General features: G+C 50.9%; 16 protein-coding genes and 6 pseudogenes. 2 read left to right on the forward strand and 20 right to left on the reverse strand.

Going from position 1 to position 13,055, the window contains the following annotated elements:
- Positions 1-10: 10 nt before the first annotated feature.
- From ACN28Q_RS00180 to ACN28Q_RS00190, 3 pseudogenes are all read right to left on the reverse strand, one after another.
- Positions 11-133 (reverse strand): annotated as a pseudogene (locus ACN28Q_RS00180) (phage terminase small subunit P27 family); the annotation flags it as partial.
- 169 nt (positions 134-302) lie between these two features.
- Positions 303-640: pseudogene (locus tag ACN28Q_RS00185) on the reverse strand (HNH endonuclease).
- A 77-nt stretch (positions 641-717) separates the two neighbouring features.
- Positions 718-936: pseudogene (locus ACN28Q_RS00190) on the reverse strand (DNA polymerase III subunit theta).
- Positions 937-1,102: 166 nt separating this feature from the next.
- Between ACN28Q_RS00190 and ACN28Q_RS00195 the strand changes: the two are divergent.
- Positions 1,103-1,669, forward strand: a complete 567-nt coding sequence (locus ACN28Q_RS00195; RefSeq protein ID WP_121525502.1) for a hypothetical protein — start codon at positions 1,103-1,105, stop codon at positions 1,667-1,669.
- Between the two features lie 136 nt (positions 1,670-1,805).
- Here the strand turns inward: ACN28Q_RS00195 and ACN28Q_RS00200 are convergent, their stop codons facing one another.
- From ACN28Q_RS00200 to tolA, 10 genes and pseudogenes are all read right to left on the reverse strand, one after another.
- Positions 1,806-2,030 carry a hypothetical protein gene (locus tag ACN28Q_RS00200; RefSeq protein WP_095844488.1) on the reverse strand — a complete coding sequence of 75 codons (225 nt, stop codon included), beginning with the start codon at positions 2,028-2,030 and terminating at the stop codon, positions 1,806-1,808.
- Positions 1,987-2,244, reverse strand: a complete 258-nt coding sequence (locus ACN28Q_RS00205) for a hypothetical protein (RefSeq protein ID WP_095844489.1) — start codon at positions 2,242-2,244, stop codon at positions 1,987-1,989. Before ACN28Q_RS00205 ends, ACN28Q_RS00200 begins: the two co-directional genes overlap by 44 nt.
- Before the next feature lie 8 nt (positions 2,245-2,252).
- Positions 2,253-2,600: a DUF7940 domain-containing protein gene (locus ACN28Q_RS00210; RefSeq protein WP_095844490.1), complete on the reverse strand. Its 348-nt coding sequence runs from the start codon at positions 2,598-2,600 to the stop codon at positions 2,253-2,255.
- Positions 2,597-3,144, reverse strand: a pseudogene (locus ACN28Q_RS00215) (glycoside hydrolase family 108 protein). Before ACN28Q_RS00215 ends, ACN28Q_RS00210 begins: the two are co-directional and overlap by 4 nt.
- A gap of 62 nt (positions 3,145-3,206) precedes the next feature.
- Positions 3,207-3,545 carry a phage holin, lambda family gene (locus tag ACN28Q_RS00220; protein WP_413541210.1) on the reverse strand — a complete coding sequence of 113 codons (339 nt, stop codon included), beginning with the start codon at positions 3,543-3,545 and terminating at the stop codon, positions 3,207-3,209.
- Positions 3,546-3,706: 161 nt separating this feature from the next.
- Positions 3,707-4,165, reverse strand: coding sequence for an IS200/IS605 family transposase (tnpA, locus tag ACN28Q_RS00225; protein ID WP_038918153.1), 459 nt, complete (start codon positions 4,163-4,165; stop codon positions 3,707-3,709).
- A 223-nt stretch (positions 4,166-4,388) separates the two neighbouring features.
- Positions 4,389-5,015, reverse strand: coding sequence for a YagU family protein (locus ACN28Q_RS00230; protein WP_095844492.1), 627 nt, complete (start codon positions 5,013-5,015; stop codon positions 4,389-4,391).
- Between the two features lie 167 nt (positions 5,016-5,182).
- A pseudogene (locus tag ACN28Q_RS00235) lies at positions 5,183-5,341 on the reverse strand (IS66 family transposase); the annotation flags it as partial.
- Positions 5,342-5,441: 100 nt separating this feature from the next.
- Positions 5,442-5,592: pseudogene (tnpB, locus tag ACN28Q_RS00240) on the reverse strand (IS66 family insertion sequence element accessory protein TnpB); the annotation flags it as partial.
- A gap of 260 nt (positions 5,593-5,852) precedes the next feature.
- Positions 5,853-6,257, reverse strand: a complete 405-nt coding sequence (gene tolA / locus ACN28Q_RS00245; RefSeq protein ID WP_165906988.1) for a cell envelope integrity protein TolA — start codon at positions 6,255-6,257, stop codon at positions 5,853-5,855.
- 172 nt (positions 6,258-6,429) lie between these two features.
- Between tolA and ACN28Q_RS00250 the strand changes: the two genes are divergently transcribed.
- On the forward strand, positions 6,430-7,158 hold the full coding sequence (locus ACN28Q_RS00250; protein ID WP_095844494.1) for a GntR family transcriptional regulator: 729 nt from the start codon (positions 6,430-6,432) through the stop codon (positions 7,156-7,158).
- 39 nt (positions 7,159-7,197) lie between these two features.
- Here ACN28Q_RS00250 and ACN28Q_RS00255 read toward each other — a convergent pair whose 3' ends face one another.
- The 7 genes from ACN28Q_RS00255 to ACN28Q_RS00285 all read right to left on the reverse strand — a co-directional run bounded on the left by ACN28Q_RS00255 (position 7,198) and on the right by ACN28Q_RS00285 (position 12,648).
- Positions 7,198-7,959: an SDR family NAD(P)-dependent oxidoreductase gene (locus tag ACN28Q_RS00255; RefSeq protein WP_095848851.1), complete on the reverse strand. Its 762-nt coding sequence runs from the start codon at positions 7,957-7,959 to the stop codon at positions 7,198-7,200.
- A 40-nt stretch (positions 7,960-7,999) separates the two neighbouring features.
- Positions 8,000-8,740: an amino acid ABC transporter ATP-binding protein gene (locus ACN28Q_RS00260; protein ID WP_095844495.1), complete on the reverse strand. Its 741-nt coding sequence runs from the start codon at positions 8,738-8,740 to the stop codon at positions 8,000-8,002.
- The gene (locus tag ACN28Q_RS00265) at positions 8,737-9,393 is read right to left on the reverse strand and encodes an amino acid ABC transporter permease (RefSeq protein WP_095844496.1); all 657 of its coding nucleotides are present in this window, start codon (positions 9,391-9,393) and stop codon (positions 8,737-8,739) included. The genes ACN28Q_RS00260 and ACN28Q_RS00265 overlap by 4 nt, the downstream gene beginning before the upstream one ends.
- A 3-nt stretch (positions 9,394-9,396) precedes the next feature.
- The gene (locus tag ACN28Q_RS00270) at positions 9,397-10,059 is read right to left on the reverse strand and encodes an amino acid ABC transporter permease (RefSeq protein ID WP_095848852.1); all 663 of its coding nucleotides are present in this window, start codon (positions 10,057-10,059) and stop codon (positions 9,397-9,399) included.
- Between the two features lie 39 nt (positions 10,060-10,098).
- Positions 10,099-10,926 carry a transporter substrate-binding domain-containing protein gene (locus ACN28Q_RS00275; protein WP_095844497.1) on the reverse strand — a complete coding sequence of 276 codons (828 nt, stop codon included), beginning with the start codon at positions 10,924-10,926 and terminating at the stop codon, positions 10,099-10,101.
- Between the two features lie 108 nt (positions 10,927-11,034).
- A complete protein-coding gene (locus ACN28Q_RS00280) occupies positions 11,035-12,102 on the reverse strand; it encodes an LLM class flavin-dependent oxidoreductase (RefSeq protein WP_095844498.1) in 1,068 nt (355 codons plus the stop codon).
- A gap of 42 nt (positions 12,103-12,144) precedes the next feature.
- Entirely contained in the window at positions 12,145-12,648 is a 504-nt protein-coding gene (locus ACN28Q_RS00285) for a flavin reductase family protein (protein ID WP_095844499.1), read from the reverse strand.
- Positions 12,649-13,055: the final 407 nt, after the last annotated feature.

Genomic DNA, 13,055 nt, shown 5'->3' on the forward strand with positions numbered 1-13,055 from the left:
AAGCGAAAGGTATGTGAGACGGAGGGCTAGGGATTTCGCGAGCCGGTTGGGGTTCTTTATCGTTAAATTTTCGTTTGCCCGGATTGCCAGTTACCACTTTGAGATGGGTCGGTTTCGGGCGTCGTCCTGCCATCGGAACCTCCCAGGAAAAAACTTTTCATTTCGCGGTTGTGCACAAAAATGGAGGCGGGAGGTCATTTGGGGCCAGCCCCCTGAACTTTCTACCCGCCCCACGCAAATGGCAATCATTATCATTAATGACAGCACTTCAATGGCGCGATAGATGCAAATGACAACCATTATTACCTAAACCAATGCGATGACCTATCAAGGGGCAGCCCGTTAGCATCACAGCCAATGGCCGTCCCTCGCTTCTCCATCCTCTGCTTGGTTGAGTCGTGATGCTGCTTGCATAGCCCCTGCCAGTTGTCTCTATCCTAAAACAACTTTTGAGCTTTCGATATCGCAAGGTGATCACCTTACTTCAATGCGTCTTTAAGCTTGTGTGGCTCAATGTGGTCCACAACCACAGCGGCTTCTATGCGTCCTTGCTGCTGACACATAACAACAGGGGGTGAGAACGTAGAAACAACAGCCTGGCCTTATCCCATCGGCTGCCGTATATGCGTGGCTCTTTCATTCTCATCCTCAAAAAAATAGCCCACACTCGTGGGACATTTGTACATTCAATAAAAAACCCGCACTTGGCGGGTTCTGTTAACTCTTGCCGTTGTCTTCGGCCATCTTCTGATAGATTGGGTCGTTGGCCTTTGGCATCGTCTCACTGACCTTCCGGTAATGAATCAACCGATCACGGAAGTATTCACGCAGATGCTCAGGTTGTTCTGCCTCTACCTACGCCGGCACGACCGGCATGTTCATGCGCTCTTTGTACGCCACGCCGCTGGCCGCCAAGTCAACGTTGACCTTGTCCATCTCTTCTTTTGGTTAATGCCTTAGCAATCTGCATCGGGACGAGCAACAGCACGACAGGCCTACATACACGCTTTCTGAAAGTAGTTGGTCTACACGCTGTACTCTTTGTGCGAAATACTCCTAAAATCTAATGATTAATGCGATTCTCACCAGAGAAGGTTAAAATATGAGCGAGGTGAAAAGCGATGAACGCTATCCCGGACAAGGAATTGCCCTTTCATATGCTATGGGATGGTTTGATGTTGAACGCAACAAACGTTGGATAACGGCTTCTTTTGGCATGATGAAATTTAATCAATGGGCAATGATTACGGTTCAAGGATTAGGCTCCCTTGATGCAAAACTAATTAAAGATGATGAAGGAATTGTTTCAACTGGGCACCCAAAAAATCCGTTCCAAGATTTAGGAGAGCATATTTTTATTTCTCAACTTTGGGTCATGGGAACTTACGAGTTAATACGGACAATGAGCCAAGATGCGCGTGAAGAATCCTCTCAGCTAAGGCCTTACTTGCGAGAGATTAATGCACTTAAAAACAAGATAAATAGACTAAGAATTCCATTGGCAAAAATGGAGGCATCAGAGAGAAATCGTGATGACAGTCCAATCTCGATGCCTGGATATAACACTGCAGATGGTATTTCATGGCAATTAAACCATGATTTTTGGATTACAAGAAAAGAATTATCTGATGAGACATTAACTTTACTAGAGCTAATATCAAAAAACTAAAATGACAATTTCAGATATTTAAATATACTGATAAGTTAGAAAGAAATAAGCTTTAAACCTTACCACACCGCTGGTGAGCCATAAGTTAATCCTGCAAAAGATATTCCATAATCGAGGACGGTATGCCTTACCTTGGTTAATTGTTTTGAGTTGGCCAATGATTGTTTTTGCTCTTGACCGGGGTAACATTTGGGTAGTTCGTCAGCACTGATTTGTTGTGCCCCAGAATGTCGCGTTTGGTCAGTTTGTCCAGCACATCCATATCGTGGTCGGTCAGGTAGATAATCCACACCCAATCACACGCGGTATCGATGACCTCAGGTTTTGCGGGTAAAGTTTTCGCACAGCTCCCGATCAACATCGTCATCAGGCATATGGCTAACAGTCTGCTGTACATCGCAGGCCCCTTTCGTTACTTCCGCTTTACGTTCTGCTGCAACGGCAATGGCAGCAGCACTATCTTCAGTGCGCTGCTGTTCGGCCTTTGCTTCCGCTTTACTAGTACCACGAGCATGGCCGATGCCGAATGCACCAGCAATAGCCCCTAGAATGACAACCACAAGCCCGGCGATAATTTATAAGCTCATTGTGGCGACTCCTTCAGCTTGTCAGCCTTCTCTTTAAGCTTTGGTTGCCTGACGTACTGAGAGAGGACGGCCAGTACCACCAGCGCAGGACTAAGCATCGCTACGATATTTGGTGGCAAGATACTTTTGATATCCGGCGGCAATATCGTCCAGGCATGCAAAGCGGCATCCGGAAACGACTGTGCCCAGCCCCCAATCAGCGCGCCAGCAATTCCCAGTTTTACAGACCACGTTTTAAAAAGCAGGCGGGCATGAGTAACAAACTCCAGCCGGGTGTATTTGCGTAGCAGCAACAGAACCAGAACAGCCACCAGCGTCAGCAGGATGAAAATCAGAATCTTCATAGCACGCGCTCCTTAACCCAACCGTAGAGAAAGTCCTCGTTCGCCTCGCGTCCTTCAGCCAGTTCGAGATATCTGGCGCCCTGGCTGCAATTCAGCGCTCTCAGTAGAACCTGCTCGCCTTCTATTTCCCACGGGCAGAAAGGTATCCCTTCAGTGCGGCAATAGTTCGGGGACCAATAGCACCGTCCGCTATAAGATCAGGATAAAGTTTCCCACGCATATTGAGAGCTGTTAGCCAGCGCTGGGAAAACTTGCTTGCGACGCTGGGCCCCATGTTCACGCCAGTGTCGCAAAGCTCGTCCGCCAGAACTGTTGACAAATTCGCCACCTGGTCGAAGCAAGGGCCGGACCAGTAGTCGTTAAGCAGGATTTGTTTTGCAGTTTCCCGCGGAAGGTTTCGCATATCGCCGGTATATCCATGCGCACGAGCGGTGGTCTGTGTGATGCCCCTGCGGGTCGGCCCGCCTTTGTCCGAAGGGTGATCAACATAACCACCTTCTTTTCCGAGGATGCCCTCGATGACTTGATCTGCTGTTGCGATGATTACGCCTTGTTAGTGTCGCTGCCTATACCAGCCGCCTTTTCAAATTGATCTTGTGTCATGGATTATTCCTGAGGAGGGATATTACCCCTGGTGCGATTGCCAAAAATACGTAGCGCTACCGCCCGAATTTGGTCGACACCAATGAAGCCAATCGCGCCGCCAAACGCCACCGTTAGCGTTTTGGGAAGGTTGAAATAGTCCAGGCTGGACACCGCTGTCAGGGTTATGGCTCCGCACAATGGGGCTTCCAGCAGCATGCGCCGCCATCCCCCACCACTGTATGCAATCCTCAGCACAGCCATAACAATGGACAGCAATACACCGCCCAGCGGCACATAACCATTCCACCACATGCGTAACAGATCCCAGACGCCTGCCCATGTGTGAATGTTTGTCTGCATTCTCATATCCTCCCCCTGCCGGGGCATTGCCCGCTCTCCGGATGATAGAAATAATAAATATCCTCCGGCATAGCCGGAGGTTTTTCTGATGCGCCTATAAGGCTCTGTTACCAGCCGCGCCCTAACAGGCGCATACGATCTGACATTTGCATCAGACTCCGTTACTTACGGCCCGTAAACGGGCTACCCGGGTAAGGGATCGATAACTGCTCGCCCATTTTATCCTCTTCAAGTTGGTGCTTTATGTATTCCTGTATCTTCGCGGTGTTCTTCCCCACCGTATCTACGTAGTACCCCCGGCACCAGAACTCCCTGTTTCTGTATTTGAATTTCAGATCTCCAAACTGCTCATAAAGCATCAGACTGCTTTTCCCTTTCAGATATCCCATAAAGCCAGATACGCTCATTTTGGGCGGGATTTCCACAAGCATATGGATATGATCTGCGCAGCATTCAGCTTCCAGGATCCGTACATTTTTCCACTCACATAGCTTTCTTAAGATACTGCCTATCGCCAGACGTTTCTCTCCGTAGAACGCTTGTCTTCGGTATTTTGGCGCAAAAACTATGTGATATTTACAGTTCCATCGGGTGTGCGCTAAGCTCTTTTCGTCCCCCATTGGGACCCCCTTTTGATTTCTTGTTGAACTTTTGCAGTTGCCAGACCGCAAGATGTTTTAACAAATCAAAAGGGGTTTTAATAACTGGCTTAAAGCTGAAAGCTTTCCGGAACCCCCAGCCTAGCTGGGGGTTTTCCATAGACAAAAAAAGGCCACGCAATTGCGTAGCCTTTAAAAGGAAAAACCCGCACTGTTGGCGGGTTCTTGATGTGTGTAGCTCAGTTTATCTGAACGCGGAATTTAGAGGAATCTCTGCGTCAGGTTCACGCGTAATCCTGTTTCGGAGATCACGGCGAACTATCTCAATAGACCAGAACCATATTAAGTGACCAACGATTTCAGAAACGTTTTCATACCATGGAAGGTCGAAAAGTGGTGGGGTTAAGCCCATAAGTGGGAATGAAATCATATGGACAAATAGCTGTGCAAGTGCGCCAGCTAGCAGCCCCTGCCATAACTTAATTTTAGGGAACACTTCTGCAACGACACAATACCCAACGGCGAACACGATGGAGAATATGATGTGTGTTACGCCAACCCAGTTAAAAACATGCCCAGCGAAGGTATAGACAGCTGCATTAGGGTCTGCCAATCCCAGCCAATCGCGTAGAAAAATATATGGAGGGTTGAGGAAGTTCCTTGAGCAATCGATCTGCCCAGCTGCTCTAATTAATGATTCTGGCCCACACGCACTGGTAAACATGTCCACAGGACTACGCGGAGGAAGGGGTACTTCAGCGCCCCATTTTACAAATGCCGAAACCACACCTGAAATAATCCCAATAAACAATGCAACACCATAATGCCGTCTACGAGGTTCTGTCTGTACAAAAAAGTCTCTTAATGCCATAAAACCGCCACTTGAAAGTAATATTTACATACTTAATATCCCTTAAGTTGGATGTATATCATTTTGATTCAGATCACAGTTTCCATTCCATTCTCATAAATTTTTTTTCACAAACAAAAACCCCGCCGAAGCGAGGATGTCAGGGCTGGTTTAATCCACCGGGTTGTTTCCGGTTCAGCCAGTCCGTCACCCCAGTAGTAGCACAGCGCATCCCACTGGTTCAGCACGTAGCCGAACGCCTCACCCAACCGGGACTTTTTCGACAACCTGGCCGCTTTTTCCTCTATCCACTCATTCAGCGCGTTGAACAGTGACCTGTTCCACCTGTTGGCGCAGCTTTTTGGAGCGGGTGCCGAACAGCATTCGGTTCAGCTTTTCCACCTGCGCACTCAGGCGCTCGGTTTTCTCTTCTGTTTTTGACCGTACGCCCCGGCGTCCCCGGAAGATGAACAGGTGGCCGGAGAATGGGTTTTCGTCCAGCGCGTGCGTCTGCTCGCCCAGCCCATTGAAGGACTTGCGCATGACGGCGGGTCCAGCGACCAGCCAAATCTTGGTGCCTAGACGGGAGCGATATCATCGTTTCAGCGCCTGTATCAGCAGGTTTAGGAACGCAATGTTGATGTTCCCGCTAAGCCGCAGCGTTCCTTGCCGGAAAACGACCTCACACGAGATATTGTCGTCGGCCGGGGGTAACGGATGCGCCAGCGGTCATGACCGGATGCGCCGTCATCAATGGCAACAGGGATAATTTGGTGGACACTATCCTGTCAGATATTTCGGATTCAGAAAGGCGGCACTGGCTTGACGCTTACGTTTTTTTCAACAGAATCAAATCAATTACAAAGGTTTAAGCTCGATAATAAATGTCTTGAAAGCTTGGTAAACTTCTTCATCTGGCGGGGCTGGAATATCCGCTGCCTTAATACCGTTTATTCCTGCTTCACATAGTAGAGGGTCACCTTCGAACGCGGTTATGTCCGTCACTTTACCACTGCTATCCAAGTTAACTTTAAGATTACATGTCTTACCCGCGAATCGCTCAATATCTACCATGTGCAATTGAATCGCTTGCATAATGACATACATATAGTTTCTTGCCTTACTATCTGGACTTGTGGCCTTGCTACCAGTATCGGTGAGACCTTTAAATAGGTCATCAACCAGATCGTTCCCAGGCTTGGTATTGCAAGCAGAAAGTAGAGACATGCACAGGCAAACAGCAATAATGATACGTCCTTTCATCAGTAAGATCCCTTTGGAAAACCTCATTCAATTATACGGAACATAAACAAACCCTCGAGCCATGGGGGCTACCTTCCGGAAAATTGTAGACAATCTACCAATTTCTACCTTGCCTGCCCGAGACGTGCTATGCTGATTTTGTTCGTTTAATGGGGGGGCGCCTGGGTCCATTATGGCAATAAAAAAAGATGTCGTGAGCAGGAAAATACTCGTACCAGTTAACAATATCGCCAGCTCGGAACACGCCGCCGATCAGATCCGCAACGCCATCATCAAGGGGTTGTTTAAGCCCGGCGATCGCTTGATTGAAAAAAATCTTACTGACGAGCTTAACGTATCGCGCCATCCGATACGCGAAGCGCTGCGCCGATTGAGCCAGGAAGGCCTGGTGGAAGTGCGCCCCAATCGCGGGGCCGTAGTGGCAAAACTGGAGCCGGCCAATATCCTGGAAGTTTATGCGATCCGTTCCGCATTAGGCGAACTGGCGCTGAAAGCTTTTCATGCCAACCCGAAACTGCCCACGCCAGATGTGATAAAAGCACTGGAAAAAATGGCGAATGCAGCGGTAAAACTGGCGCGCCAAGAAAACCAGCAGCCCACCATACAAAACGATCTTGAGTTCCAGGAAACCATTGTTGCCGCCAGCGGGCTGGCGCGCTGCGCGCGCTATTTTGCAGAAACCACGGTGGAGGTGCAGCGCTTCAATAACCTCACCGGTATCGTCTACACGGAACGTGAGTCCGACGCCATTAATTATGTTGTGGGGCTACTTGATGCGATTAAAGCGCGGGATATTGATAAAGCGCTGCTCATCTGGAAAGACAAATTTGCCAAGGCAGTGGCGCGATATATGGCGCTCCTGGAGAAAGAACAAACGGCCGCAAATAACATTGCCCGCTAATAAACTTGTTAGCGGGCAATAAAATGGCTGCCATAGAGGCTACAGCGAGACACCGCCGTCAATAATTACCGTTTGGCCAGTGATCATACTGCCGGCAAAGCCAAGATAAACAATCAGCTCGGCAACATCCTGCGGCACGCACCAGCGTTTTAACGGCGTGGCGGCGATGGTGCTGGCCCGCCGCTCATCAGACCATTCGATCGCCCACGAACTTTCTACCGAACCGGGCGCCACCGCATTCACCCGCACCTCCGGTGCCAACGCATGGGCCAGGTTTTTGGTCAGGTTGATCACAGCGGCCTTGGACGCACTGTAAGCAATGGTGCTGGCAATCGAGCCGAACCCGGCAATCGATGCGGTGTTGACAATCGCCCCGCCGCTGGCTTTCAGGCCGGCCGCCGCCGCTTTAGAACAGCGGAACACGCTCATCAGGTTAATGTTCATTATCGTCTGCCATAACTCTTCGCTCACCGCGTCCAGATCCTGTATCGGAATCGGTTTACTTACCCCCGGCGTACCGGCGTTATTCACCAACAAATCCAGGTGCCCCAGATCAGCGATGGCCTGTTGCACCATCGCTTCTGCCTGCGTAGGGTCGGCAAGATCGCCCGGCGCGCCGATCACCGCTAGCCCTTCTTCTTTCAACGCAGCCAGTGCCTGGCCTGCACGCGGATCGTCCGGCAGATAATTAATCGCCACCAGGGCGCCGCTGCGCGCCATCAACCTTGCAGTTTCAAAACCAATACCGCTGGCACCGCCGGTAACCAATGCTGTCTTGCCCGTCAGATCGAATGTCATCATGTTCGCCATATCCTCGAAAAACGCTATGCGTTGCTGCCGCTCAAGCGGCCTGTTCACCGCGGCTTTCACGCCGCAAAAATTTGCGTGTCTGTTCCTGTGTAGGTTGGTCGATCACCTGAGCGGCACTGCCGATTTCACACACATTACCCTGATGCAGGAATGCCACACGATCGGCGGATTCGCGCACGAAGTTGATGTCATGCGTCACCACTACCATGGTCATACCTTCCGATTTCAGCAGCCGCATGGTCGCCAGCACTTCCCCCACCAGTTCGGGATCGAGCGCTGAAGTCACCTCGTCAAACAGCATGTATGAGGGCTCCATCGCCAGCGCCCGTGCAATCGCCAAACGCTGTAGCTGGCCGCCGGAAAGCTGGGACGGCATCATCCTGGCTTTCGCGCCCAGGCCAACGTGCTCCAGGTGTTTGTGCGCCAGCGCCGTGGCCTGTTTTTTCCCCATTTTTGCCACCACCTGCGGCGCCAGCGCGACATTCTCCAGCGCATTGAGGTGGGGAAAGGCGTTGTACTGCTGGAAAACGATGCCCAGTTTGCGGCGCAGTTGGTTGATATTGGTCGCGCCGGCATGCACGCTGACGCCATCAACAACAATCTCGCCGCCCTGGATATTTTCCAGGCCATTAATGCACTGCAGCAACGTGGATTTTCCCGATCCGCTGGCGCCGATCAGGCAAACCAGCTCCCCTTTATCAATGGTGAGATCGATGCCTTTCAGCACGCTGACCGCCCCATAGGTTTTCTGTACATTTTTGATTTCAATCATATGGCCACCTTCTCCTCCAGATAACGGCTGTAACGGGAAATGGGATAACAGATCAGGAAATAAAACAGCCCAGTGCCCAACAACAGCAACCAGGTTTCATGGGTGCGGGTAATCAGCGTCTGCGTGGCGCGCATGAACTCGACATAGCCGATCACCCCAGCCAGCGCACTGTCTTTGATCAGGCTCAGCAGCAGCCCCACCCAGGCACTCAGGCCATTGCGCAGCGCCAGTGGCAACGAGATATGCCATAGCTCCTGCCAGGCGCTCATCCCCAGCGAACGCGCGCTGTGCCGGAAGGAACGAGGCACGGACTGGAAACAGGCGCGCGCCACTTCAGACGTGACCACAGCCATCCAGATCCCCAACGCCAGACTGCCCAACACATAAGGCGAAAGCGGCATATTGAGCATAGAAAACATGCTATTGAAGATGATCAGCGTTATAATCATCGGCACGCTGCGGAAAATATCCACCAACGGCGCGCTTAATAATTGAAAGCTAAATGACGCGGCGCGAGCCCAGCCGAGTGGGATACCCAACAAAGTGCCAATCACCCCGGCAGTGCCGGCCATCGCCAGGGTATTCAACGCGCCCTGCAGCAGAAACCAACTGTCGGCCCACTGTAGCGGCTGATATCCAAGCACAAATTGCATCTTTTACCTCCGATACATCAGTCTGAAGGCGCCCATCGCAGCAAACTGAATGATTTTAGCGATGGCGTAGTAAATGCCAGCAGTGACAATAAAGAACTCAAAGGTACGGAAGCTAACCGACTGCGCATACTGGGTTGCGCCAGAGAGTTCCCGCAGGCCCACCAGCATCCCCAGCGACGTGTTCAGCATTGCCCACACGGCTTGGGTTACAAAAGGCAAAAACACCACCTTAAATACCTGCGGGAAAATCACATGCTGAAAAGCCTGGCGCTGATTCATGCCCAATGAGCGTGCCGTCGCCATTTGTTGGCGCGGAATGGCTTTCAGCCCGCCACGGAATATTTCCGCCAGATACCCCGCATTATTAAAGGTGATGGCAATTAACACCGAAAGGTAACTTGAGATATTTATTCCCAATGCGCCAAGTCCGAAATACATCAGATAAACCTGGAACAAAACCGGCGTATTGCGGGATAATTCAACCCACCCGCTGGAAATATAATAGCCCCAGCCTTTCTTGGATTGCCGCGCTACAGACATCGGTATGGCAAACACCATACCGAAGACGACGGATAATAGCGTTATCTGCAATGTAACCCAGGCGCCGGACAATAATTGCGGCAAGGCGGCAAAAACAATCGACCAGTAAAATTGATAATCCTGCATGGGCACACCCTGATTAATCATACGGATACAGCGTGCGGTCTAGAAGTCCACGCCTGGCATATTCAGAGCAGGCAGTGGGCCGTCCCCCATATATTTTTTATACAGTTCAGCATAGCGGCCAGAAACCACTTGATGCCAGACAAACACTTTGGCCCAATTGAGGAATTCCTGATCGCCCCGGCGAACCACCAGCCCATCCATATCCGCCAGCGGTGCCAGGCCGCCGGTAGCAAACGTCGGGAACTGGCCGCTGGCCGCCAAGGTGTTATAAACGGCGGAGGCCTGCAAAATTGCATCCACTTTGCCCTGCTGCAGCGCCATAAAGGTTTCAGTATCGCTGGCAAACCCGATGTAACTGGTGCCGCTATCTTTCCAACGCCCCTGCAACTCTTTGTTAAACAGCTGTTCGAAGGTAGAACCCACGACCGCCCCCAATTTTTTGCCGCGCAGCTGTTCGTAATTGGTGATGCCGGTGTCTTTGCGCGTTACTACGGTAACGGTGTAATTCACATAGGGCTGGGTGAATGCCACCGTCATCGCCCGCTCCGGTGTGATGGTGGTCGAGCCAACGACAATATCCACCCGTTTGGAGACCAGCGCAGGGATACGATCTGAAGCCGGCGTCTGAACAATAACCGGCTCCACCCCCAGGGATTTCGCCATATCCTGGCAATAAGCCACGTCATACCCATCAGGTTTATTGTCAGGCGTCATAAACCCTGAAGGCGGGGAATCAAGCACCACGGCACAGCGTAATTTCTTGGCTTTAATAACAGCATCCAGCGTCGATTCGGCCTGGGCCGCATGGGTAAGAAACAAGGCTGTTAACACAATAAAAACGGCTGACTTTTTCGTATGATTAAACATAATAAATTCCCCGCGATGGTTTAATTAATAATAGCTATAGCTCCATTAATATTCGTCCGAGTCACTTCTCATGCAAGGCAATAATCGGTAACAAACAGGCAGGTCTAATTATTTACGGCCGATATCAGCAATCGGGCCTAATTCTTTCTCAATTAACGGTATGACTTCTTTACTGAAGCGATAGAGCGATTTCTGCGCCCGCGCTAACGGCATACAACCAAACTGGAAATTACAGGTGTAATTTAACGGATTTAGCTTTTTAATATCAGCAATCATCTTTTCAGCCACCTGATAGGCATCGCCGACCACCATATTGTCGGCATATTGCTCCAGGGTATATTCCCCTTCAAAGGCTTCGTTGCGGATGTAGCCATCGGCGTCGAGCGGCAATTGCGCCTTGCGTAAATGATTTGCCATGCGGCCAACATAGCGCGCGCGTTCGGCCGCCTCCAACGCTTCAGAGCGGCTGTCGGTCACGTGGACATATTGCATAATGGCCAACGGTTTGGTCGCCGGATTCTCACCCAGGCTCTCCCAGCTTTGGTTCAGCCCCTCGACCATTTTATACAATACCGGTGAGCCCAGCGTGCTGGCAGCATGGAACGGCACCGCCTGCCATTTATTCAGCCGCGCCAATAACCGTGGATGCGATGTGGTAACAAATAAAGGCGGCAACGGCGACTGATAGGATTTGATGGCAAACGTGGTATGAGGAATCGAAATATGCTCGCCATTGTATTCCACTTCCCCGGTGACCAGGGCCTGTTCAATCACATCCCAGTATTCAAGGAAAATGTCGACCTTCTTATCCAACGCCACATGGTAACGATCAAACTCATACTGCTGATAGCCGGTGCCCATGCCCAAAACCAGCCGGCCATCGGTCATGGCGTCAACCGTGGCAATTTCCTGCGCCAGGCGCAATGGGTGGTAAAGCGGCAAAACCAATACGCCGGGCGCCAGCTTAATTTTGGTCGTCCAGCCAGCGGCGTTGGCAGCCATCAGCAGCGGCGATGGGCTGCTGGAGTAGTTGGCGAAATGGTGTTCGGCAAACCATGCAATATCAAACCCCACTTCTTCCGCCGTCTTCACCATGGTTTGGGTATCGCGCATAACGCCCTTCACCCCTGCCGGATGATCACGCAAGGTCATCAGGCTGAATAATCCAAGTTGCATCTTTTTCTCCTGCTCTGGTAATGGTTGGCCCGGCAAAAATGGCTAATCCGAGCCGGCGTTGGATAACGGGACAGAAGTGACGTAAGCGCCATTCTGGTAGATAAGCGGTGCAATCTCATGGCGGTATTGGCAGTCGCTCACCCGGCCGATCACAATGTGGTGTGTGGCATAAGGCACGCTTTGGTCCAGTTCGCAAAACAGCATCGCCTGGGCGTCGGCCAGGTAAGGCACGCCCGCCGGGTTACTGCGCCATTCGCCGGTGGCAAAGCGCTCATGCGGCGGCTGCGGTGTACTGAAGCGTTGCGAAATAGCGGCATGCTCTTTATTCAGCAGGTTGATGCAGTATTTTTTCTGCGCCAGCAATGGCGTTAACAGGCTGGACGAACTGTTGATGCACACCAGAACGGCCACGGGATCAAAACATAAGGAAGTCACCGCGGTGGCGGTAATGCCATAAGGGACGCCTTCATGCCGACAGGTGATAACACAGACCGTGGTGGCCAGCCGCCGCATACAATGGAGAAAGTTATCTTTGACGTGATTCATCAACCTAACCCCGCAAAACACCGTTCAATAACGTTGATTGTTGATAATCCAGCTCAGTAATATAGTAGATTGTCAACAATGTTAAATTTATGTATTCATCATTCGCCAGGCAGGGTTTGGTTGTCAATAAATTGTTTAATTTTACGCCATATGAAATTCATATGCATAAACATATAATTTATATTCAATAGGTTAGTTTAATTTCACCGCGGCATCGCTACTGCCGGTATACGGAGGCGCCAGACGAATCCCAGATGATTTTACCGGCGCTCTGGATTAAGCCAGATGCTCTAAAACCACGCTTTTTACACCGGTTTTCGTACGGGATAACTCGCCGCCGGATCGGGTGCGCCAAACCGGCGCTTGGTCAAAGACGGCTGGGTTTGCCACGTGTTATTATGCCCGCT

Origin of the sequence: Gibbsiella quercinecans, from assembly GCF_002291425.1 — a bacterium.
In the GTDB taxonomy this organism is placed as follows: domain Bacteria; phylum Pseudomonadota; class Gammaproteobacteria; order Enterobacterales; family Enterobacteriaceae; genus Gibbsiella; species Gibbsiella quercinecans.

Bases quoted from the DNA above. Each gene is read 5' to 3' on its own strand.
- ACN28Q_RS00255 (WP_095848851.1), bottom strand. From the start codon at position 7,959: ATGATGACATTCGATCTGACGGGCAAGACAGCATTGGTTACCGGCGGT.
- tnpA (WP_038918153.1), bottom strand. From the start codon at position 4,165: ATGGGGGACGAAAAGAGCTTAGCGCACACCCGATGGAACTGTAAATAT.
- ACN28Q_RS00230 (WP_095844492.1), bottom strand. From the start codon at position 5,015: ATGGCATTAAGAGACTTTTTTGTACAGACAGAACCTCGTAGACGGCAT.
- ACN28Q_RS00200 (WP_095844488.1), bottom strand. From the start codon at position 2,030: ATGTTGATCGGGAGCTGTGCGAAAACTTTACCCGCAAAACCTGAGGTC.
- ACN28Q_RS00275 (WP_095844497.1), bottom strand. From the start codon at position 10,926: ATGTTTAATCATACGAAAAAGTCAGCCGTTTTTATTGTGTTAACAGCC.
- ACN28Q_RS00265 (WP_095844496.1), bottom strand. From the start codon at position 9,393: ATGCAATTTGTGCTTGGATATCAGCCGCTACAGTGGGCCGACAGTTGG.
- ACN28Q_RS00260 (WP_095844495.1), bottom strand. From the start codon at position 8,740: ATGATTGAAATCAAAAATGTACAGAAAACCTATGGGGCGGTCAGCGTG.
- ACN28Q_RS00250 (WP_095844494.1), top strand. From the start codon at position 6,430: ATGGCAATAAAAAAAGATGTCGTGAGCAGGAAAATACTCGTACCAGTT.
- ACN28Q_RS00285 (WP_095844499.1), bottom strand. From the start codon at position 12,648: ATGAATCACGTCAAAGATAACTTTCTCCATTGTATGCGGCGGCTGGCC.
- ACN28Q_RS00220 (WP_413541210.1), bottom strand. From the start codon at position 3,545: ATGCAGACAAACATTCACACATGGGCAGGCGTCTGGGATCTGTTACGC.
- ACN28Q_RS00280 (WP_095844498.1), bottom strand. From the start codon at position 12,102: ATGCAACTTGGATTATTCAGCCTGATGACCTTGCGTGATCATCCGGCA.
- ACN28Q_RS00210 (WP_095844490.1), bottom strand. From the start codon at position 2,600: ATGAAGATTCTGATTTTCATCCTGCTGACGCTGGTGGCTGTTCTGGTT.
- ACN28Q_RS00195 (WP_121525502.1), top strand. From the start codon at position 1,103: ATGAGCGAGGTGAAAAGCGATGAACGCTATCCCGGACAAGGAATTGCC.
- ACN28Q_RS00270 (WP_095848852.1), bottom strand. From the start codon at position 10,059: ATGCAGGATTATCAATTTTACTGGTCGATTGTTTTTGCCGCCTTGCCG.
- tolA (WP_165906988.1), bottom strand. From the start codon at position 6,257: ATGAAAGGACGTATCATTATTGCTGTTTGCCTGTGCATGTCTCTACTT.